This is a genomic window from Pseudomonas sp. REST10 (genome assembly GCF_029542605.1).
Lineage (GTDB): Bacteria > Pseudomonadota > Gammaproteobacteria > Pseudomonadales > Pseudomonadaceae > Aquipseudomonas > Aquipseudomonas khazarica.
On the sequence record NZ_CP035677.1, the window covers coordinates 3347580 to 3367619 of the forward strand.

The following is a 20040-nucleotide window of genomic DNA, read 5'->3' on the forward strand; positions in this document are numbered from 1 at the left end:
CACCCTTTCGACCTTCCTGGCAGGAGGTGTCACGGCCCGATTGCCAGGTTGGTCGATTCCATTCCCCAGGCGCTGCCAGGCGGCGCCTGGGGAATGGAATCGATCCAGCATCACCCTGACGGACATGCCGCGCAGGCACCCCGGCTCATCGACTCCTACGCGGCCTGCCCGCCTCCCTCATCCGGCGCCTCGCGCCACCTGCTCCCGCCAGGAGAAGGCCATGAAGAAAGGCGTCGCTGCGCGACTCTCAAGCCAAGACCAAGAGAACACCGCCATGACCTTCGATCCGCAACGCCTGCTGCGCGACCTGTTCGCCACCGCCATCGCCGCCGCGCATCCGCGCCAGGTGCTGGCCGACCACCTGCCCGCCGACCGCAGCGGCCGCGTCATCGTCATCGGTGCCGGCAAGGCGGCTGCGGCCATGGCCGAGGTCATCGAGCAGGAGTGGCAAGGCGAGGTGAGCGGCCTGGTGGTGACCCGCTACGAACACGGCGCCGAGTGCAAGAAGATCGAAGTGGTGGAAGCTGCCCACCCGGTGCCGGACGACGCTGGCGAGCGCGTCGCCCGTCGCGTGCTGGAGCTGGTGTCCAACCTCTCGGAAGACGACCGGGTGATCTTCCTCCTCTCCGGCGGCGGCTCCTCGCTGCTGGCCCTGCCGGCGGCGGGCATCTCGCTGACCGACAAGCAGGCGATCAACAAGGCGCTGCTGAAATCCGGCGCCACCATCGGCGAGATGAACTGCGTGCGCAAGCATCTCTCGGCGATCAAGGGCGGCCGTCTGGCCAAGGCCTGCTGGCCGGCCACCGTCTACACCTACGCCATCTCCGACGTGCCCGGCGACGAAGCCACGGTGATCGCGTCCGGCCCTACCGTGGGCGACCCGACCACCTCGGCCGAGGCCCTGGCGATCCTCGCGCGCTACGCCATAGACATCCCGAGCAACGTGCGCAGCTGGCTGCAGGACCCGCGCTCGGAAACGGTCAAACCGGGTGATCCGGTACTCGCCCGCAGCCACTTCCAGCTCATCGCCACCCCACAGCAGTCGCTCGACGCCGCTGCCGCCAGGGCCGAGGCGGCTGGCCTGCCGGTGCTGATCCTCGGCGACCTGGAAGGCGAATCCCGCGACGTGGCCAAGGTGCACGCCGGTATCGCCCGCCAGGTGCAGCTGCACGGCCAGCCGATCAAGCCGCCATGCGTGATCCTCTCCGGTGGCGAAACCACCGTGACCGTGCGCGGCAACGGGCGCGGCGGGCGCAACGCCGAGTTCCTCCTCAGCCTCACCGACAGCCTCAAGGGCCTGCCTGGTGTCTATGCGCTGGCTGGCGACACCGACGGCATCGACGGTTCCGAAGACAACGCCGGCGCCATCATGACGCCCTACAGCTATGCCCGTGCCGGCATCAAGGGCCTGTCGGCCCGCGACGAACTGGACAACAACAACGGCTACGGCTACTTCGCCGCCCTCGACGAGCTGATCGTCACCGGGCCGACCCGTACCAACGTCAACGATTTCCGTGCTCTCCTGATTCTCGAGGCCCCAACCCAATGAACGCTGACAAGAAAGTGAAGATCCTCGCCACCCTCGGCCCGGCGATTCGCGACGCCGCCCATATCCGCCAGCTGGTGGAGGCCGGGGTCAACCTGTTCCGTCTCAACTTCAGCCACGGCGAACATGCCGATCATGCCCAGCGCTACCAGTGGGTACGCGACGTGGAGCGCGAGCTGAATCAGCCCATCGGCATCCTCATGGACCTGCAGGGGCCGAAACTGCGCGTCGGCCGCTTTGCCGAAGGCAAGGTGCAACTGGTCAACGGCCAGAGCCTGCGCCTGGATCTGGACGCCACGCCCGGTGACGCCAGCCGGGTCAACCTGCCCCATCCGGAAATCATCGAGGCCCTGCAGCCGGGCATGAGCCTGCTGCTGGACGACGGCCGCCTGCGCCTGAAGGTGACCGGCAAGCAGCGCGACGCCGTGGACACCTGCGTGGTGGCCGGTGGCGAGCTGTCCGACCGCAAGGGCGTCAACGTGCCCGAGGCCGTGCTGCAGCTGTCGCCGCTGACCGAGAAGGACCGCCGCGACCTGGCCTTCGGCCTGGAGCTGGGCGTGGACTGGGTGGCGCTGTCGTTCGTGCAGCGCCCCGAGGACATCATCGAAGCCCGCGAACTGATCGGTGGCAAGGCCTTCCTCATGGCCAAGATCGAGAAACCCTCGGCCGTCACCCACCTGGAAGACATCGCCAGGCTGTGCGACGCCATCATGGTCGCGCGCGGTGATCTGGGCGTGGAAGTGCCGGCGGAGAACGTGCCGCGCATCCAGAAAGACATCGTGCGCACCTGCCGTCAGCTCGGCCGTCCGGTGGTAGTGGCCACGCAGATGCTCGAGTCCATGCGTTTCTCCCCGGCGCCGACCCGGGCCGAAGTCACCGACGTGGCCAACGCCGTGGCCGAGGGCGCCGATGCGGTGATGCTGTCGGCAGAAACCGCCTCCGGCGACTATCCGCTGGAAACCGTGCAGATGATGAGCAAGATCATCCGCCAGGTGGAGAGCGGCCCGGACTACCAGAGCCAGCTCGATGTCGGCCGTCCGCAGGCCGAAGCCACGGCCAGCGATGCCATCAGCTGCGCCATTCGCCGCATCAGTTCGATCCTCCCGGTCGCTGCGCTGGTCAACTACAGCGAGTCCGGCGCCAGCAGCCTGCGCGCCTCGCGGGAACGGCCGAAAGCCCCGATCCTGAGCCTGACGCCGAGCCTGACCACCGCCCGCCGCCTGACCGTGGCCTGGGGCATCTACTCGGTGGTCAACGAACGCCTGCGCAAGGTCGAGGAAGTCACCAGCACGGCCCTGGAGATCGCCCAGGCCCAGGGCATGGCCAAGCGTGGCGAGACAGTGGTGATCACCGCCGGCGAACCCTTCGGCCAGCCAGGCAGCACCAACAGCCTGAGGATCGAAACGCTGCATTGAGGCGTAGCCCGGATGAAATCCGGGGAATGCCTGAGCCGGCGGCCCTGCACAGATCCGCCGGGCTGTCCGGGCGGCGCCCCTCTCCCGCGTATGGGAGAGGGGCTGGGGGAGACAGCTCTCTTGGCACATCGATCATGCGTCCACTGACAACCGCCTACCCCGCCCTGCAGAGCCTGCGCGCCCTGCTCAGCGGCTTCGCCCAGATATTCCTCCAGCAGCACCCGGGCTGTGGCCTGCTGGTGCTGCTGGCCATCCTCGTCGGCGCGCCGGAGCTGCTCGCCGGCGCCCTGCTCGGCGGCCTGACCTCGACCCTGGTCGCGCAGCGCCGCGGTTACCCGCCTGCGGACATCGCCATCGGCCTGTACGGCTACAACGGCATCCTGCTCGGCCTGCTGCTCAGCCTGAAACTGCCCTGGACACCACTGCTGCCCGGGCTGATCGTCACCAGTGCCGGCCTTTCCAGCCTGTTGCTGGCCCCCTGGATGCAGCGCATGCGCCAACAGGGCTGGCTACCGGCCTTCACCTTCCCCTTCGTGCTGCTGGGCTGGTTGCTCCTGGCGCTGACGGCCCAGCTGCAATGGCCGACCGACACACCACCAGCGCCCCCCGGCATGCCTGAGCTGAACGCGCTGCAGCTGCTGCTGGCCGTGCTGCGCGGCCTCGGCCAGGTCATCTTCCTCGACTCGCCACTGGCCGGCCTGTGCCTGCTGCTCGGCCTGCGGCTGGCCGATGGCCGTGCGGCCTTCTGGGCGCTGCTCGGCTCGAGTGCCGGGCTCGCCCTGGCAATCACCCAGGGCTGGCCCGACGAGGGGGCACTGGCCGGCCTGTTTGGTTACAACGCCAGCCTCGCGGCCATTGCCCTGGCCCAGGTGCACCGCAGCCCGCTGGCACCGGCAGCGGGCATCCTCCTCGCCCTGATCCTGCAGCCGGGTTTCAGCGCCGTCGGGCTGCCGGCCCTGACCATGCCGTTCATCCTGACCTGCTGGCTGATCAGAGCCGGCGCACAAAGCTGGCAACGCGCAGTGAAGGACAGCACACCGACAGGTTAAGATCGCGCCATGAGCCGCTCAGGGAACCCCAGGATCATGGACAGACGCACACTCGGCCTCGGCCTGCTGCTGGCTGCAGCCACGGCCAGCGCAGAAACCAGCCCCAGCCTGATCGGCCCGGTCAGCGACATCCTCGTCAGCGAGGATCGCAGCGGCCCACAGCAGGAGGGCTGCCAGACGTTCACCGTCAGCGCGGCGATGGTCGCCGACTTCCTGCGCCACGCCATCCTCATCACGCCGCGCCAGGAACACGACTGGTACCTCCACGGCCCCTGCCAGGCGCACGGCACCTTGCGCACGCGCTACGGGGAATGGCAGTGGCAGTTGCTCAACCTGGGCACGGCACGCATCACCGCAGTGACCGGTGACAGCTTCATCCTGGCCGACCCACGGGAGGAGTCGTCGCTGGCGGGGGAATGAGCGCCCGCCCAGCGAGACGCTGCTGCACTCACAGAGACAATGGCACAACGAACGGACCTTCCAACCGTACCACTCGACCTCGTGCCCACGCCCCCGGAGACAACGAACAGTATGGATACCAAGCGACTCAACGAGACCAGCAAGTTCCTCAGCTATGTGCTCAGGCATGAGCCGCAGGCAATCGGCCTGCAGCTCGATTGCGAGGGCTGGGCAAGCATTGAATCATTGATAGCTGGCGCCGCCAGGGATGGGCGGGCGCTGGATATCGCCCTGATCCGGGCGGTGGTCAGCAGCAGCGACAAGAAGCGCTTCAGCCTCTCTGATGACGGGCTGAGCATACGTGCCGTGCAGGGACACTCGACCGCAAGCGTGAACCTGCAGCACGTGGAAAAGGAACCACCGGAGTTCCTCTACCACGGCACGGCCACACGCTTTCTGCAGTCGATCAGGCAACAGGGCTTGATCCCGGGCGCACGCCACCATGTGCATCTGTCGCAGGAAATCGCAACCGCCATTGCAGTCGGCCAGCGTTATGGCAAGCCTGTGCTACTGAAGATCGAGGCCCGACGCATGCACCAACAGGGCTTCACCTTCTTCCATGCGGAGAATGGCGTCTGGCTGACGGCTCAGGTCCCCACGCCATTTATCCAGGAGGATGAGCCGGACAACCTGTGAACGGGCAACGGCAGACGCCTGTAAACGCTCTGCCGGCCTGAAGGCCGATGCGAGCTCAATCGGCGGACCTCGACTTCGCCATCAGTTCACGAAGCTTCTTCTCGGCCCACTCGCAATCCCTCTGCTGCTGCTCACCTACCGGTCGGCTGCACGCGGTCAGAGGGTCTGCGGGCATGGCTTGGCGCTTGAGCACATTCGGGCCGGCCAGGCGCGCCAACAACACGCCCCCCACGATAATCACCAGCCAGAGCAGAAACATCTTCCAGTTGATGACACTGACCAGGCGTGCGAAGGGGATCAGCCACGCGTAAGGCAGGGCCCCTCGCGTCACCCGGTGCAGAAAACAGAGACTGGCTACAAACACCAGCGTGCCCAACAGCAGCGTGATGGCCATGGGGGCGTGCTGCGCCCAGGCACTGACCAGCACGGCGAAAACAGCCGCCGGCATGACATGCCGCAACATCAGCAGTCCGGAGCCTTGCCTGAACATCGCGGGCGGGACAAGAAAGCGGCTTCCCCATACATCCGGATGAGCCAACTCACGTGCCAACCACGCCCATGCCCGCCTCAGCTGGCTCAGAATGACCGTCATGAAGCTACTGGCGATCAGAGCGAGCGCCAGCCCCTGATACATCGAAGTCTCACCTCCCGACTGTGCCTGGTGCAGCTGATCGACCATCAACACTACCGAGATGATCAGCCAGGCATACAGGATGGCCCAGCCGCCCCAGTCCTGGTGTCTCCACTGGCGCCAGTTGGCAACGTATTCGACTCCCATGCGCTGCGGAATGTGCGGCTGGCGTCGTTCGACCTCACGTGCCAGGTGCTCGCAGGCAGCCCAGTCGGCCGGTTCGAAGCGATCGGCCATCTTCCGGCGCTTCGCATCGCTCATGGGTTTGAACAGGAACCAGCACGCGCGCTCTTTCGGCTGCTGCGGTGACGGCAGCGCAAGCTGGCTCAACAAGGTTTTCCACATGGAGGTATAAGCGAGGTGGTCAGCCAGGCGCTCCCAGCGCTCAGGGTCACAAGGCAGGAATCCATCCCTGTCGTTCCAGCCAAACAATGCCGACATCTGCCTGAGCAGATCAGGTGAGCCGTGCTGGTAACACTCCAGCACGGCAATCAGGCCTTGCTGCAACTGGCTGTTGAGCTCGAGGGGCTGCATCCATTTCTGACACGCCAGAGCCTCGACGTTTTCATAGAGTACGGCTTCGGTGACCGTAGGCAATTGCTCCCAGAGCAGGGTCAGCTCGTGCTCGAGCAGGCCCTGCGCCAGCTGGGCCATGGCGGTGGCCGGAAGATAATTGGGCTGCCACGGCGTCAGCCAATTCAGGTGTTCGACGGCCCATCTGATGAGTTCGATCGCCCTCGCACCAGACAACTGACTGCGGCGCAGCAACTCGAGCTGCAACACCTCCTCCTGATGCATCTCACGTGCCTGTGCCAATGCCTCTGACATCGAGCCACAGGTATCGGGCAAAGCACGCACCCTTTTCGCTTCGGCGCAATCCGGCTCCCCCGCCGGCTCAAGGCTGGAACGCGGCAGCGTGATATCCGAAGTCGCGTCCGTTGCCTTTTCCAGTACTGGCATGGACGCGCCCTGACCGCGGCTGACCCACTCAAGGGCCTGTTCGTAAGCATCACGCAGACGCTGAAATGCCTCCGGGTCATCCTCGGGACGAAACTGTTTGAGCAATTGGGCGTAGCGGCGCTTGACGCTCCTGACGTCGGTCCCGGCATCGAGGTCGAACATATCGCTGGGCAGCATCGAACTCACCACTCCGCCTTGCGACTGTAGTCGACCTTGAACATGTCACTGACGCCCTTGAGCGAACCCGGCCAGGGCGATTTGCCGCTGCAGACGTGGCCGAGAAACAGCAGCGCCAGGGCGAACACAGCAAGCGCAAAGGCCCATCCACCCGTCCAGGGGTCGAACAGCGCAACGAGGCTGGCCAGCGCGGCGGCGGGTACACAATGACGCAAGACCAGCATGCCAGAGCCATCAGCATGCCAGGTCGCTGGCAGCAGCAAGCGACTCAAGGGAAGCTCAGCCCACAGCATGAACCGCGTCAGCCTGCTCCATCCCCTGACCAGGCTGGCGAGCAGCCCGACAATGGCCAGACTGGACATCAGGTTGGCCACCACAGCGCCTTGCAGCCCCTTGCCATGCCCCGCAATCTGAAGCGGATCATTGCCGTACAACATCCCCAGCAGCATGGCAGCGAAGAGCAACAGCCAGGCATAGCAAGCCGCAGCCGAGGCCCAGCGCCGTGGGCGCCAATCCTGCCAGCTCTGCCAGGCAGTAGCGCCGAGCTGTGCGGGCAGCTCGGGGTAGTCATGCCTGAGCCGCCCATCGAGCGCTTCGCAGGCCCACCAATCCTCCTCGACGAAACGGTCGACTAGGAGACGTCGCTCGATCGACGTCATGGGCTTGAGCAGAAGCCAGGCGGCGCGCTGCTCTGCACTCAGGGGCCACTTCTCGTTCAAGTGCTTGAGCAAGCGCTGCTTCACCGCCTGGTACTCACAACGCCTGTTCAGGCGCTCCCAGCGATCGAGCGGACAAGGCAACCGCCCCTGTTCCTCAACCCATCCCAAGCGGTCCGCCAGACGCTCGAAGAAAGCAGGAGACCACTGCTCAGTCTGCTCAAGCAGACGTAGCACGCCTTCCTGAAACTGCAGATTGCGCTCGAATGGCCGCAACCACTCGCTACGGGCCAGTTCGACCAGATGATCCAGAGCAGACCGCTCCGTTCCCGCCTGCAGCAGAGCCGCCGCCACCTGGAGCTCCTGGGCGAGCCACCTGTCGGCCAGTAGCTCCAGCTGGAGCTGCGGCAGGTAGTCGGCTTGCCAGGGCGACAACCAGTGCAGCCGCGCCATGGCCCAGCGAAGGATTTCACAGCCCTTCTCATCCAGAGAATTGCAGCGTGCGAGCAAATACAGCTGCAACTCTCGCTCAAGCTGCAAATCAGCTGCCTGCTGCAATGCCGCGTCCAGTGAGGGGGACGCCTCGACAAGACGAGCGACCTGCTCATGCAGGCTCGCCTGTTCCGCCTCGGCAGCAGCTTCCTGCCGAGGCGGCACGAATTCGGAAGGCGGCGCGGGGACGGCGGCGCCGTCACCACGCTGGGCAATGTCCAGAGCCAGCTCATACGCGTGGCGAAGGCGCTGGAAGGCGTCCGCGTCGTCGTCAGGCCGGGTGTCTTTCAGCAACTGGGCATAACGTCGCTTGATGCTACGTACGTCAGCATCCGCGCTCAGCCCCAACAGGGTCCAGGGGTGCATGTCAGTAGCCGCTCTCGATGCTATCCAGACGCGTCAGGAGTTCCGCGCGCGCCTCACGGATCTCGCGCTCGTCCTGACGCTCGAGCACCGCAGAAAAATGCCCGGCCAACACCCCTACATGCTCTCGCAGATCGCCCAGGCTCTCCTGGTACAGGCGCTCCAGTCTGGCCATCAGGGCACTGTTGACTTGCTGATCACGCGGATGGGTCTTGAGCGCCTGCAAAGCGCTGAAGCGTTCGGCAATCTCATCCGGAGTCATGACTCCGGGATTGTTTTCGATCACCAGCGATTGGCTCTGCCCGGTCAGCAGGGTATCCACCTGGGCTTCGAGCAGGCCATTGATGTCGTAGGTGAAGCGAATGTCCAGCGACACCTCGCCAGCCGGCCTGGGCGGAACCTCGACTTCCAGCTCCCCCAGGAAGATGTTATTGGCCACCAGCCGGCTCTCTCCCTGGAAGATGCGGACATTCACGTGCTTCTGCCCATCGCGAAGCGTCTGGACGCTCTTCACCCGACTGACAGGAACCACACAATTGCGCTCGATGATCGGCAGATAGTGCCCGTTCTGCAGCTGCCCACCGACATGGCTGGCTACCTCCACTCCAAGGCTGTATGGGCACACATCGGTGAGCACCACTTCCTCCAGCGTCGCATCACGAGCCTTGAGCGCCGCCTGAACTGCGGCACCCTGAGCGATCACTTCATCCGGGTTGAGGTGCATCGCGGGAAAGCGCCCAAACAGACTCGCCACCAACTTGCGCACCAGTGGCATACGCGTCGTGCCCCCCACCAGCAGCACCTCGTCAAGATCCGCCACTTTGATACGCGCATCGCGCAAGGCCCTCTCGATTGGCGCACGCAACCGCTCGAGCAACGGTTCACAGATTTCCAGCAGACGCTCCTGCGTCAGGGCCACAGTCCATTCACGCCCGTCCTCGCTCAGCTGGAACCTGGCCTCACTCTGCTGCCCAAGCGCGTGTCTGACACGCTGGGCCTCGCGCCGCAGACGATGGCGAATGGCAGGTCGCTGCGGATCGGGCAGCCCCTGAGCGGTCAATGCAGCGACGACATGGGCCACTATCGCGTCGTCAAAATCCTCGCCTCCGAGGAAGTTGTCGCCCGCACTGGCACGAACCTCCATCACGCCATCGAAAAGCTCCAGCACGGAGACGTCGAAGGTGCCACCGCCCAGATCGAACACCAGAAAAGAAGCATCACCCTTCTGATGCACGCCATAGGCCAGTGCAGCGGCAGTGGGTTCGTTGATCAACCTCTCGACCTTGAAACCAGCCAGTTCGCCAGCGATGCGTGTGGCCTTGCGCTGCGCGTCACTGAAGTAGGCCGGTACGCTGATCACGGCCTCGACAACGGGCTCGCCGTAGGCGCGTTCCACATCCTCCTTGAGACTGCGCAGCACCAGCGCCGAGAGTTCCTCGGGACGGAAGCTGTGCGACCCGAGCTGCGTACTGTGCGCACTGCCCATGTGCCGTTTGAACAGCGCAGTCGTGAGGTGAGGATGGGTTTGCAAGCGCTCGCGAGCGATATCCCCGACAACCAGCTGCCCCTCATCATCGAGCCCGACGACACTCGGGGTCAGCATACGCCCCAACGCATTGGGGACCAGTTTCGCCGCCCCGCCATCCCAGACGCTGACAAGACTGTTGGTTGTGCCTAGGTCGATTCCGATGATCATGCTGTTGCGCGGCCTCCGTGGCAGCCTGGCGGAGCCTCGGGCCCCGGATTGAATCGTGAATGTAGCGCCTGCAAGCCGGGGCTCTGCTCCGGGAGGCGTGATCAGAATGAAGCAATAAGTCCGACGCCGAAGCGAATCGAAAACAGCGGGAGAGGTTGGCCGGTCTCTACGCGCTGCGAGCACTGATGCGCCGGTAGCAGGCACGAATCGGCCGACCGCAGGTGCCAGGCACGAACAGGCAGTCGCTCATCGCACGGTGCCGACGAACTGCCTGGCATAGATCCACTCGATGTTTCCGTAGGGAGCCAGATCGTTGAGGCGTCCGTACAGCTCGGCAGCCATGTCCGGGTCGTCTTCCACGTACCTGGCGTAGGCCATTCGATGAAACAGCACCTCACCCAGAGCGTCCTGCTGCTCAGTGCCCTTCAGAGCACTCAGGCCCTTGGCGATCTGGTCGCCGTTGAAATCCCCCTGCCACATCTGAATCAGCGCGCCGTAGTGCCCCGCATCGCTGGCGGCAGAGAACTCGACCTGCGCATCCAGCCAGGCGTCAGACACGGACTCGCCAGAGCGGGCCTTGATGTAGCTGTAGGTCAGCGCCACGTAGGCTGCGAGATCGTCTTCCGGCCCGGCAGGCTGAGTGCGAGAAAGCGCTCGTGCTGCATCCGACCAGCGTTCCAGCCTCATGTAGCAGAACGCTGCGACGATGTATTCCTGAGAGAGGTCGCCCTGGCCAGCAGCCATCTGCTCGGCAGACGGCGACTGCTCCAGCGCAAGCATCGGCACCAGAATGGCCAGCGCATCCGATGCCCTGTCCAGGCTGAACAGGATCGCAGCCTTGGTCGACAGCAGCTCTTGCTGCAGTTCGGCGTCGGGCGCCAGGGCAAGCGCCTTGTCGATGGCCTCCAGCGCCGGCTGTGACCTGCCGAGCGAGTCCAATGACTCAGCCTTGCTACGCAGAGCCAGAGCCAGCTCGCGATCGCCCGTGGCGAGCGTTTCAAGTCGCTGAGCCAGCGACAGCAACAGCTCGTTCATGTTCTCCAGCGGATTTGTCGCAGGCTTCGGCGGCTCTGCACCCCGTCCTGCACAGCCAGCCAGCAGCACGACAGACAACAGCAATGTGCAGCCACGTATCCAGCCGATGAACCCCGACGCGCCAGGAGCGCCCTCGACCAGTGAACCAGAGTCACGCCTCATCAACACTATCCTTGTATGAAGACCTGCGATGGCAACGCGTTGCTTCACGCTCAACGGAGCGCAATGCGGAGGCGCGTGTCACCCATCCGTTGAACAGCAAAAAAACGGCGCCGAAAAACCGGCTCATGTTAGCTCACATGGCATCTTGCCACCAAGCGTGATTTGCTGGGTGGCGTCACGATTTCTACCTCGTAAACGTCCACTTCCCCCCAGCAGCGGCCAGCAATCCTCGCCGTCCCTTGCCCTCTCCCCCCTTCCTGCCTAGGCTGTGCCCCTTTTCAGATTTCGGACATTGCCATGGACAATCGGCAGAGCTGGCGTCAGCGCCTGTACATCATCATCTTCGAGACCAGCACGCCGGCAGCGCAGCGCTTCGACAACTGGCTGCTGGTGGCCATCCTCACCAGCCTGGTGGTGGTGATGCTCGACAGCATCGAACGCTTCCACAACCAGTACGCCGGGCTGTTCAGTGCGCTGGAGTGGTTCTTCACCGCACTGTTCGCGGTCGAATACGCCTTGCGCCTGTACTGCTCGCCCAAGCCGCTGCGCTATGCCTTCAGCTTCTTCGGCCTGGTCGACCTGCTGGCCGTGCTGCCGGCCATCCTGGCGCTGATGTTCGCCGACGCGCAGTACCTGATGATCGTCCGCGCGATCCGCATGGTGCGCATCTTCCGCGTGCTCAAGCTGCGCCATTACCTGACCCAGGCCAATTTCCTGCTGGTGGCGCTACGTGGCAGCAAACAGAAGATCATCGTCTTCCTGGTCAGCGTCTCTACCCTGGTCACGGTGTTCGGCGCGCTGATGTACGTGGTCGAAGGCCCGGCCAACGGCTTCACCAGCATCCCCACCAGCATCTACTGGGCAGTGGTGACGCTGACCACCGTGGGCTTCGGCGACATCACGCCGAAGACGCCGCTGGGGCAGATGCTGGCGACGATGGTGATGATCACCGGCTACTCGATCATCGCCGTGCCGACCGGCATCTTCACCGCGGAACTGGCCAACGCCATGCGCCAGGACGGCCAGATGGAGCACGACTGCCCGCACTGCCGCAAACCCCGCCACGAGCACAGTGCGGCGTTCTGCAACCGCTGCGGCGGGCCGCTGTTCACGCGCTGCGATGCCGCCTCTTCAGCGCCTCGCGACAGCCGTGAAACAGACTGAAGCAAAACCGATGGGCCAGCGCGTGGTCATAGAGTCGCCCGCTGGGCTATAAAGCCGCCTTTTTTACGCTGAAGGAAGCGCCATGGCCGTTACCACCAATGAAACCACGGCGCCTGCCAAGGCGGCGTGGATTGGCCTGATTCTCGGGCCGCTGCTGCTGCTCGCCTGCCTGCTCACGGAACCGCCTGCCGGACTCTCCAGTGCCGCCTGGGCCACCATCGGCCTGACCCTGCTGATGGCGACCTGGTGGTCCACCGAGGCCATCCCGATCCCGGCCACGTCGCTGCTGCCGATCCTGCTGATCCCGGCGCTGGGCATCGACAGCCTCAACGCTGCCAGCGCGCCCTACGCCAACCCGACCATCTACCTGTTCCTCGGCGGTTTCATCCTCGGCCTGGCCATGGAACGCTGGAACCTGCACAAGCGCATCGCGCTGATGACGCTGCTGGCCGTGGGCAGCAAGCCGAGCCGGCAGATCGCCGGCTTCATGCTGGCCACCGCCTTCCTCAGCATGTGGGTGAGCAACACCGCCACGACCATCATGATGCTGCCCATCGGCCTGTCGGTGGTGGCCATGCTTGCCGGCGAACGGGACTCCGGTGGCGCCGAGCGCGAGCGCTTCGCCACCGCACTGCTGCTGGCCATCGCCTACGCCGCCAGCATCGGCGGCATCGCCACGCTGATCGGCACGCCGCCGAACGCGTTGCTGGCGGCCTTCCTGGCCGAGAACTACGACGTGCAGATCGGCTTCGGCCAATGGATGCTGCTGGGCCTGCCCGTGGCGTTCGTGATGCTGGTGCTCACTTGGTGGTGGCTGACCCGTGGTGGCTTCAAGCTGGCCGGCCACGACAGCTCGCAGCTGATCCGCAGCGAACTGGCCGAACTCGGCCCACTGAGTCGCGGCGAGAAGCTGGTGGCCCTGGTGTTCGTGCTCACCGCCCTGGCCTGGGTATTCCAGCCGCTGATCGCCGACAAGTTACCCGGCGTCAACGACACCAGCATCGCCATCGCAGCCGCCATGGCCCTGTTCATCATCCCGGTGGACACCCGCAAGCGCGTGTTCCTGATGAACTGGGAAAGCGCCAGCAAGCTGCCCTGGGGCGTGCTGCTGCTGTTCGGCGGCGGCCTGTCGCTGGCCAGCGTGATTCGCAGCACCGGCCTGGCCGAGTGGATCGCGCAGAGCCTGGGGGCGCTGGGCGCCCTGCCGGTGATCGCGATGATCGGCGTGGTGGTCCTGGTGATCATCTTCCTCACCGAGGTGACCTCCAACACCGCGACCGCCGCCGCCTTCCTGCCGCTGCTCGGCGCCCTCGCCGTGTCCCAGGGCATGCCGGCGGAACTGCTGGCGATTCCCGCCGCCATCGCCGCCAGCTGCGCCTTCATGATGCCGGTGGCGACGCCACCCAACGCCATCGTGTTCGGCACCGGGCACATGAAGATCCAGTCGATGATCAAGGCGGGCTTTGCCCTCAACCTGTTCGGCGTGGTGCTGGTGACGCTGATCTGCTACCTGCTGGTAGGGCTGATCTGGGCGCACTGAGCCCGGCTCGCACAAACGAAAAACGGCGCCTGCGGGCGCCGTTTTCATGTGCGGGGACCGCCTGATCAGCGGTTCTGATAGTGGCGGAACAGCCCGGGCGGAATGCCGCTGCTGTCGGTCGCCTGCCAGGGACCGGCCACGCGGGGCGACCAGCTCCAGCCACCGTCGAAGCGATAGAAGACGCGCTCACGGTAGTACAGGTCCCGCGCGCCTTCGACCACGTAGACCCCCAGCGCCGGGCTCCAGTGGCTCTTCACCCCAGGCGGCGGCGCATAACGCGGATGCGAGGGCTGCTGGACCGGCGGCAGATCGTCGATCGGTGTGTTCGGCTGCTGCAGCACGCAGCCGCTCAGACCGAATCCGAACAATGCCGCCAGCACCAGGCGCTTCATTGCACCTGCCCTTCGCGGCTGTCGATCAACAGCGTCTGGGTCTCACGCGCGGTGTTGGCCACCGGGCCGACCTGGCCCATCCACTCGCCCTGGGTGGCATTGCCCGCGCGGGACACGCGGGCCACCAGCTGTACCTGATCGAATCGGGAGATCTTCAGTTCCGGCATCATCGCGTCGACATCCGAAAGGCTGATCCGGGCCGGCAGGTCGGAGACCTTCAGGCGCTTGACCGCCAGCGGCATCGGCGGGCCGCTGAGGGCACGGGCGAAGACGAACACGGCATCATCCGGCTGCACATTCTTCTGCACCTCGGGCGACAACGACACGCTGACCTCCAGCGCATGCACCTTGGCACCCGGTTCGGCGGCAGCACTGGCCTGCCCGGCGTCGCCCATCTGCTCGCGAGCCCGCTCGATACCACCGACGATGGCGGCACGCGACGGGTCCTGCTCCGGCAGCACCGCGACCAGGCGCTCCCAGTAGCGTACGGCATCCGCATAGCGCTGGCTTTCGTAGGCCGCGATGCCCAACAGACCCAGGCTGGTCACTTCCTGCGGATCGCCCTTGAGCGCCTCGTCGGTGAGCGCCTGCAGACGCTCGCTCCATTGCTTGCCTTCGGCGAAGTACAGCGCCTGCGCCCACTGACCCAGCAGCTCCGGCGCACGCCCGGCCAGGTTCACCGCCTGTTCGAACGCCTTGGCGGCGTCGCCTGCACGCTCCTGCGCCATGTAGGTACGTCCGAGGAAGTACCAGGCCTCGGCGGACTGCGGCTGCTCCTTGACCGCCTGCTCCAGGCGCGCGGTCATTTCCTCGATGCTCTGCGGCTGCTGGGCCGCCAGCAGGCGCGTCTGCTCGAGCTCGTCGATGGCGCCCCAGTGCAGGTACAGGCCGACACCCAGCACGGGCACCAGCAAGGCGGCGAACAGCGGAATCTTGCCGCCCAGCACGCTGCTGCGACGCTGCACGCCCTCGGTGTCGTCCAGCAGTTCGCGGGCGGCCTCGGCACGGCCGGCCTCGAGCTGCGCGTCGTCGAGCACACCTGCCTGGCGCTGGGATTCCAGCTCCTGCAGGCGCTCCTGGTACAGGGTGACGTTGAGCGCGGTGCGGTCTTCTTCGGCCTGCAGCTTGCGGATGCGCAGCACAGGAATGAGCAGAAACGCCAGGGCAGTCAGCAACAGCAGCCCGGCGGGCAACCAGAAATCGATCATCGGTCTTTCTTGTCCTGAGAAGCTTGGTCGAGCAGCGCGGCGAGTCGCGCCTGCTCATCAACGGAGAGGCCTGCGTCGGCACGGTCCTTCTGCTGGCCACGGCGGCGCAGCACGATCACGCCGAGCACCACGAAGCCGATCAGCAGCAACCCGGCCGGGCCGTACCAGAGCAGCAAGGTGCGGCTGGTCACCGGGGGGTTGTAGAGCACGAAGTCGCCATAGCGGGCGACCAGAAAGTCGATGATCTGTGCGTCCGTCTTGCCCGCCTCGACCATCTGATAGACCTCGTCGCGCAGGTCCATGGCAATCGGCGCGTTGGAGTCGGCGATATTCTGGTTCTGGCACTTCGGACAACGCAGCTCTTCCACCAGGGTGCGGTAGCGCTGACGCTCCGCCTCGCTGGCGAACTCGTAGGTATCGATGGCCGCATGGGCCACGGCCACCAGGCCCAATGCCAGGCCGGCAGCAAGCAACAGACGCTTCATGGCCGGGCCTCATCGACGAGTTGCTGATAGATCGGTGCCAGTTGCTCGCGCCACACGCGCTCGTCGATGGTGCCGACGTACTTGTGGCGAATGATGCCCTTGGCATCGACGAAGAAGGTTTCCGGCGCGCCGTACACGCCCAGGTCGAAGCCCAGGCTGCCCTTGGCATCCTCGATGTTGAGCTGGTAGGGGTTGTGCAGTTCGCGCAGCCACTTCTGTGCGGGCTCGCGCTGGTCCTTGTAGTTCACCCCGTGGATCACCACGCCGGCCTCGGCCAGCTTGTTCAGTACCGGATGCTCGTGGCGGCACGACGGACACCAAGTGGCCCAGACGTTGACCAGGGCCGGTTTGCCCTTGATGTCGGCCTCGCTGATGGCGCGCTCGGGGTCCTCCAGCGACGGCAGGCTGAAGGCCGGGAACGGCTTGCCGATCAGCGCCGAGGGCAATTCCGACGGATCGAGGAACAGGCCACGATAGAGGAATACGGCAATCGCCAGGAACGCCAGCAGCGGCAACAGCATCAGTAGACGTTTCATGCGCTGGCCTCCTGCAGACCCAGTACCTCGCGCACGCGGGTGCGCACCTTGATCCGGTAGCGTTTGTCCGCGGCAGCCAGGAAGCCACCGAAGGCCATCAGCAGGCCGCCCAGCCAGATCCAGCGCACGAACGGCTTGATGTGCACGCGAACGGCCCAGGCGCCCTGCTCCAGCGGCTCGCCGAGGGCGACGAAGAGGTCACGGGTGAACCCGGCATCGATGCCCGCCTCGGTCATGGTCGCCTGCTGCACGGTGTACAGACGCTTCTCGGGATACAGCACCTTGACCTCGCGCTCGCCGTCGAAGACCCGCACCGTGCCCTTGTCGGAGATGAAGTTCGGGCCCTCATGATGCACGGCACCGTCGAACTGGAAGCGATAGCCGGCCAGCTCCACCGAGTCACCCGGCGCCATGCGCAGGTCACGCTCGTAGCTGCCCAGGCTGGTCAGCACCACACCGAGGGCGCATACGGCGAAACCGAAATGCGCCATCTGCATGCCCCAGTAGCTGCGGCCCAGGCTCGGCAGCCCCTTGAGCAGGCCCTTGTGGCGGGTCTTGTCGAGGATGTCGCGCACCCCCGCGAGGATCACCCAGAAGGCCAGCACACACACAGCCAGCACCGCCCAGTGGAAATCGCCGTGGACGAAGGTGGCAATGGCCGCCAGCACCACGCTGGCCACCAGCACCGGGGTCAGCATGCTGCCCAGCCACTTCAGAGGCGTGTCCTTCCAGCGCACCAGCACGCCGACGCTGATCACCGCCATCAGCAGCGCCATCAGCGGCAGGAACAGCGCGTTGAAATACGGCGGGCCGACCGACAGCTTGGCGCCGGTCAGGGCATCGAGCACCAGCGGGTACAGCGTACCGAGCAGGATCATCGCGGCGGACACCACCAGCACGATGTTGTTGACCAGCAGCAGCGTCTCGCGCGACCACAGGCCGAAGCCGACCTGGCTCTTGACCACCGGCGCGCGCACGGCGAACAGCGCCAGCGATCCGCCGACCACCACCAGCAGGAAGGCGAGGATGAACACGCCCCGCTCCGGGTCGGTGGCGAAGGCGTGCACCGAAGTCAGTACACCGGAGCGCACCAGGAAGGTCCCCAGCAGGCTCAGGGAGAAGGCCGCGATGGCCAGCAGCACCGTCCAGCTCTTGAATACGCCACGTTTCTCGGTCACCGCCAGCGAGTGGATCAGCGCGGTGCCCACCAGCCAGGGCATGAAGGAGGCGTTCTCCACCGGGTCCCAGAACCACCAGCCGCCCCAGCCCAGTTCGTAGTAGGCCCACCAGCTGCCCAGGGCGATGCCGATGCCGAGGAAGGCCCAGGCAACGATGGTCCAGGGCCGCGACCAGCGTGCCCAGGCCGCGTCCAGCTTGCCGCCGAGCAGCGCGGCGATGGCGAAGGAGAAGGCCACCGAGAAACCGACGTAGCCCATGTACAGCATCGGCGGATGCACGATCAGGCCGAAGTCCTGCAACAACGGGTTGAGGTCGCGGCCGTCGATCGGCGCATTCGGCAGCAGGCGCTCGAAGGGGTTGGAGGTGATGATCAGGAACAGCAGGAAGCCGACGCTGATCATGCCCATCACGGCCAGCACGCGGGCGAGCATCTCCTCCGGCAGATGCCGCGAGAAGATCGAGACGGCGAAGGTCCAGCCAGCGAGGATCAGCGCCCACAGCAGCAGGGAACCCTCGTGAGCGCCCCATACGGCACTGAACTTGTAGTACCAGGGCAGCGCGGTGTTGGAGTTGCTGGCGACGTAGGCGACGGAGAAGTCGTCGACCATGAAGGCGTAGGTCAGGCACAGGAAGGAGAACAGCAGGAAGGCGAACTGACCCCAGGCAGCCGGCTGCGCCAGGCTCATCCACTGGTGGTCACCGCGCCAGGCGCCGATCAGCGGCAGCGTCGCCTGCACCAGGCACAGGCACAGCGCCAGGATCATCGCCAGATGGCCGAGCTCGGGGATCATTGCGCACGCTCCTGCTGATAGCCCTGTTTGGCGGCCTTGGCCTCATCGTGTTTCTGCATCATCCCGCTCTTTTCCAGCGCCTGCATGACTTCAGGCGGCATGTAGTTCTCGTCGTGCTTGGCCAGCACCTCGTCGGCCACCAGCACGCCGTCTTCGTTGACCCGACCCAGGGCGACGATGCCCTGCCCTTCGCGGAACAGGTCCGGCAGGATGCCGTGGTAGCGAATGGTCACGCCGTGAGCGCCGTCGGTGACGACGAAGTCCACTTGCAGCGAATCCGCCGAACGCTTCACCGAGCCCTCTTCCACCAGACCACCGGCGCGGATGCGGGTATCGACCGGCGCCTCGCCGGCCGCGATCTGCGTCGGCGTGTAGAACAGGTTGATGTTCTGCTGCAGCGCGCTCAGCGCCAGGGCGACGGCGATGCTGACGCCACAGAGAATGGCCAGGACGATGTACAGGCGTTTCTTGCGAACCGGATTCACTTCGACTTCTCCCGGCGCAAACGGCGCGCCTCGTCTTGCAGATAACGGCGGCGTGCCAGGATCGGCAGCACCACATTCAACGCCAGGACGACCAGGCTGATGCCATAGGCGCTCCAGACGTAGGCGCCATGGGTGCCCATGGCGAGAAACTCGGAGAACGACGCGAAACTCATGCCTTGCCCTCCACCAGTGCCTGCACTTCAGCCTTGACCCAGCTGCTGCGGGCCTCGCGCCTGAGCACTTCCAGGCGCATGCGATAGAGCAGCACGGCGCCGAAGAAACAGTAGAAACCCAGCACCGCGAGCAGCAGCGGCAGCCACATCTCGACCGGCATCGCCGGTTTCTCGGTGATCTTGAAGGTCGCGCTCTGGTGCAGCGAGTTCCACCACTCGACCGAGTACTTGATGATCGGAATGTTGACCACGCCGACGATGGCCAGCACGGCGCAGGCCTTGGCGGCGCTGTCGCGGTTGCTGATGGCGTTGCCCAGGGCGATGACGCCGAAGTAGAGGAACAGCAGGATCAGCATCGACGTCAGGCGCGCGTCCCAGACCCAGTAGGTGCCCCAGGTCGGCTTGCCCCAGATGGCACCGGTGACCAGCGCGATCGCCGTCATCCAGGCGCCGACCGGCGCGGCCTGTTGCAGGGCGACATCGGCCAGCTTCATCTTCCAGACCAGCCCGACCAGGCCGGCGACGGCCAGCATGACGTAGATGGACTGGGCCAGGAAGGCCGCAGGAACGTGGATATAGATGATGCGGAAGCTGTTGCCCTGCTGGTAGTCCGGCGGCGCGAAGGCCAGGCCCCAGACCAGGCCGACGGCGATCAGCAGCAGCGCCGCGACGCTCAGCCAGGGCAGCCAGCGGCCGCTCATCTCATAGAACCACTTGGGCGAACCCCACTTGTGAAACCACGTCCAGTTCATTCAGTCGACTCATCATCTGTAACGTGGCCCGGACTGTATCCGGGCTACGCATCACGGT

The 20040-nt window shown here is 65.4% G+C and carries 19 protein-coding genes; 7 read left to right on the plus strand and 12 right to left on the minus strand.

Annotated elements, in window-relative coordinates; translation table 11 throughout:
- The first annotated feature begins 274 nt into the window (after positions 1 to 274).
- The 5 genes from EWH21_RS15825 (at position 275) to EWH21_RS15845 (ending at position 5105) form a co-directional block, all read left to right on the plus strand.
- A complete protein-coding gene (locus EWH21_RS15825; protein WP_037050595.1) occupies positions 275 to 1549 on the plus strand; it encodes a glycerate kinase in 1275 nt (424 codons plus the stop codon).
- A complete protein-coding gene (gene pyk / locus EWH21_RS15830) occupies positions 1546 to 2961 on the plus strand; it encodes a pyruvate kinase (RefSeq protein ID WP_047588620.1) in 1416 nt (471 codons plus the stop codon). The genes EWH21_RS15825 and pyk overlap by 4 nt, the downstream gene beginning before the upstream one ends.
- 134 nt (positions 2962 to 3095) lie before the next feature.
- On the plus strand, positions 3096 to 4010 hold the full coding sequence (locus EWH21_RS15835) for an urea transporter (RefSeq protein ID WP_277698800.1): 915 nt from the start codon (positions 3096 to 3098) through the stop codon (positions 4008 to 4010).
- A 36-nt stretch (positions 4011 to 4046) separates the two neighbouring features.
- A complete protein-coding gene (locus EWH21_RS15840; protein WP_277698801.1) occupies positions 4047 to 4430 on the plus strand; it encodes a hypothetical protein in 384 nt (127 codons plus the stop codon).
- Positions 4431 to 4541: 111 nt separating this feature from the next.
- The gene (locus tag EWH21_RS15845) at positions 4542 to 5105 is read left to right on the plus strand and encodes an RNA 2'-phosphotransferase (protein ID WP_277700626.1); all 564 of its coding nucleotides are present in this window, start codon (positions 4542 to 4544) and stop codon (positions 5103 to 5105) included.
- Between the two features lie 55 nt (positions 5106 to 5160).
- Here EWH21_RS15845 and EWH21_RS15850 read toward each other — a convergent pair whose 3' ends face one another.
- From EWH21_RS15850 to EWH21_RS15865, 4 genes are all read right to left on the minus strand, one after another.
- Positions 5161 to 6873, minus strand: coding sequence for a hypothetical protein (locus EWH21_RS15850; protein WP_277698802.1), 1713 nt, complete (start codon positions 6871 to 6873; stop codon positions 5161 to 5163).
- 5 nt (positions 6874 to 6878) lie between these two features.
- On the minus strand, positions 6879 to 8387 hold the full coding sequence (locus EWH21_RS15855; RefSeq protein ID WP_277698803.1) for a J domain-containing protein: 1509 nt from the start codon (positions 8385 to 8387) through the stop codon (positions 6879 to 6881).
- A 1-nt stretch (position 8388) separates the two neighbouring features.
- Positions 8389 to 10080: a molecular chaperone HscC gene (locus EWH21_RS15860; protein WP_277698804.1), complete on the minus strand. Its 1692-nt coding sequence runs from the start codon at positions 10078 to 10080 to the stop codon at positions 8389 to 8391.
- 246 nt (positions 10081 to 10326) lie between these two features.
- A complete protein-coding gene (locus tag EWH21_RS15865) occupies positions 10327 to 11277 on the minus strand; it encodes a hypothetical protein (protein WP_277698805.1) in 951 nt (316 codons plus the stop codon).
- A 297-nt stretch (positions 11278 to 11574) separates the two neighbouring features.
- Here EWH21_RS15865 and EWH21_RS15870 point away from each other — a divergent pair, with 297 nt between their 5' ends.
- Both EWH21_RS15870 and EWH21_RS15875 read left to right on the plus strand, forming a co-directional pair.
- Positions 11575 to 12441 carry an ion transporter gene (locus EWH21_RS15870; protein ID WP_277698806.1) on the plus strand — a complete coding sequence of 289 codons (867 nt, stop codon included), beginning with the start codon at positions 11575 to 11577 and terminating at the stop codon, positions 12439 to 12441.
- Between the two features lie 82 nt (positions 12442 to 12523).
- The gene (locus tag EWH21_RS15875; RefSeq protein ID WP_037050513.1) at positions 12524 to 13981 is read left to right on the plus strand and encodes a DASS family sodium-coupled anion symporter; all 1458 of its coding nucleotides are present in this window, start codon (positions 12524 to 12526) and stop codon (positions 13979 to 13981) included.
- A 65-nt stretch (positions 13982 to 14046) separates the two neighbouring features.
- On the opposite strand, the gene EWH21_RS15880 is transcribed toward EWH21_RS15875, so the two are convergent.
- Genes EWH21_RS15880 through EWH21_RS15915 form a run of 8 tightly spaced genes read right to left on the minus strand, consistent with a single transcriptional unit; the run spans position 14047 to position 19982 of the window.
- Positions 14047 to 14373: a hypothetical protein gene (locus EWH21_RS15880; protein ID WP_037050511.1), complete on the minus strand. Its 327-nt coding sequence runs from the start codon at positions 14371 to 14373 to the stop codon at positions 14047 to 14049.
- Positions 14370 to 15581, minus strand: a complete 1212-nt coding sequence (gene ccmI, locus EWH21_RS15885) for a c-type cytochrome biogenesis protein CcmI (protein WP_277698807.1) — start codon at positions 15579 to 15581, stop codon at positions 14370 to 14372. Before ccmI ends, EWH21_RS15880 begins: the two co-directional genes overlap by 4 nt.
- Positions 15578 to 16066: a cytochrome c-type biogenesis protein gene (locus EWH21_RS15890; RefSeq protein ID WP_037050507.1), complete on the minus strand. Its 489-nt coding sequence runs from the start codon at positions 16064 to 16066 to the stop codon at positions 15578 to 15580. Before EWH21_RS15890 ends, ccmI begins: the two co-directional genes overlap by 4 nt.
- A complete protein-coding gene (locus EWH21_RS15895; RefSeq protein ID WP_037050505.1) occupies positions 16063 to 16602 on the minus strand; it encodes a DsbE family thiol:disulfide interchange protein in 540 nt (179 codons plus the stop codon). The genes EWH21_RS15890 and EWH21_RS15895 overlap by 4 nt, the downstream gene beginning before the upstream one ends.
- Positions 16599 to 18572 carry a heme lyase CcmF/NrfE family subunit gene (locus tag EWH21_RS15900; protein ID WP_277698808.1) on the minus strand — a complete coding sequence of 658 codons (1974 nt, stop codon included), beginning with the start codon at positions 18570 to 18572 and terminating at the stop codon, positions 16599 to 16601. Before EWH21_RS15900 ends, EWH21_RS15895 begins: the two co-directional genes overlap by 4 nt.
- Complete coding sequence (gene ccmE / locus EWH21_RS15905) at positions 18569 to 19057, minus strand: cytochrome c maturation protein CcmE (RefSeq protein WP_037050501.1); 489 nt, start codon at positions 19055 to 19057, stop codon at positions 18569 to 18571. Before ccmE ends, EWH21_RS15900 begins: the two co-directional genes overlap by 4 nt.
- Positions 19054 to 19230 carry a heme exporter protein CcmD gene (gene ccmD / locus EWH21_RS15910; RefSeq protein ID WP_037050499.1) on the minus strand — a complete coding sequence of 59 codons (177 nt, stop codon included), beginning with the start codon at positions 19228 to 19230 and terminating at the stop codon, positions 19054 to 19056. The genes ccmE and ccmD overlap by 4 nt, the downstream gene beginning before the upstream one ends.
- Positions 19227 to 19982 (minus strand): heme ABC transporter permease, encoded by a 756-nt coding sequence (locus EWH21_RS15915; protein WP_179554517.1) that lies wholly within the window; start codon positions 19980 to 19982, stop codon positions 19227 to 19229. The genes ccmD and EWH21_RS15915 overlap by 4 nt, the downstream gene beginning before the upstream one ends.
- Between the last annotated feature and the right edge of the window lie 58 nt (positions 19983 to 20040).

Bases quoted from the DNA above. Each gene is read 5' to 3' on its own strand.
- EWH21_RS15825 (WP_037050595.1), top strand. From the start codon at position 275: ATGACCTTCGATCCGCAACGCCTGCTGCGCGACCTGTTCGCCACCGCC.
- pyk (WP_047588620.1), top strand. From the start codon at position 1,546: ATGAACGCTGACAAGAAAGTGAAGATCCTCGCCACCCTCGGCCCGGCG.
- EWH21_RS15835 (WP_277698800.1), top strand. From the start codon at position 3,096: ATGCGTCCACTGACAACCGCCTACCCCGCCCTGCAGAGCCTGCGCGCC.
- EWH21_RS15840 (WP_277698801.1), top strand. From the start codon at position 4,047: ATGGACAGACGCACACTCGGCCTCGGCCTGCTGCTGGCTGCAGCCACG.
- EWH21_RS15845 (WP_277700626.1), top strand. From the start codon at position 4,542: ATGGATACCAAGCGACTCAACGAGACCAGCAAGTTCCTCAGCTATGTG.
- EWH21_RS15850 (WP_277698802.1), bottom strand. From the start codon at position 6,873: ATGCTGCCCAGCGATATGTTCGACCTCGATGCCGGGACCGACGTCAGG.
- EWH21_RS15855 (WP_277698803.1), bottom strand. From the start codon at position 8,387: ATGCACCCCTGGACCCTGTTGGGGCTGAGCGCGGATGCTGACGTACGT.
- EWH21_RS15860 (WP_277698804.1), bottom strand. From the start codon at position 10,080: ATGATCATCGGAATCGACCTAGGCACAACCAACAGTCTTGTCAGCGTC.
- EWH21_RS15865 (WP_277698805.1), bottom strand. From the start codon at position 11,277: ATGAGGCGTGACTCTGGTTCACTGGTCGAGGGCGCTCCTGGCGCGTCG.
- EWH21_RS15870 (WP_277698806.1), top strand. From the start codon at position 11,575: ATGGACAATCGGCAGAGCTGGCGTCAGCGCCTGTACATCATCATCTTC.
- EWH21_RS15875 (WP_037050513.1), top strand. From the start codon at position 12,524: ATGGCCGTTACCACCAATGAAACCACGGCGCCTGCCAAGGCGGCGTGG.
- EWH21_RS15880 (WP_037050511.1), bottom strand. From the start codon at position 14,373: ATGAAGCGCCTGGTGCTGGCGGCATTGTTCGGATTCGGTCTGAGCGGC.
- ccmI (WP_277698807.1), bottom strand. From the start codon at position 15,581: ATGATCGATTTCTGGTTGCCCGCCGGGCTGCTGTTGCTGACTGCCCTG.
- EWH21_RS15890 (WP_037050507.1), bottom strand. From the start codon at position 16,066: ATGAAGCGTCTGTTGCTTGCTGCCGGCCTGGCATTGGGCCTGGTGGCC.
- EWH21_RS15895 (WP_037050505.1), bottom strand. From the start codon at position 16,602: ATGAAACGTCTACTGATGCTGTTGCCGCTGCTGGCGTTCCTGGCGATT.
- EWH21_RS15900 (WP_277698808.1), bottom strand. From the start codon at position 18,572: ATGATCCCCGAGCTCGGCCATCTGGCGATGATCCTGGCGCTGTGCCTG.
- ccmD (WP_037050499.1), bottom strand. From the start codon at position 19,230: ATGAGTTTCGCGTCGTTCTCCGAGTTTCTCGCCATGGGCACCCATGGC.
- EWH21_RS15915 (WP_179554517.1), bottom strand. From the start codon at position 19,982: ATGAACTGGACGTGGTTTCACAAGTGGGGTTCGCCCAAGTGGTTCTAT.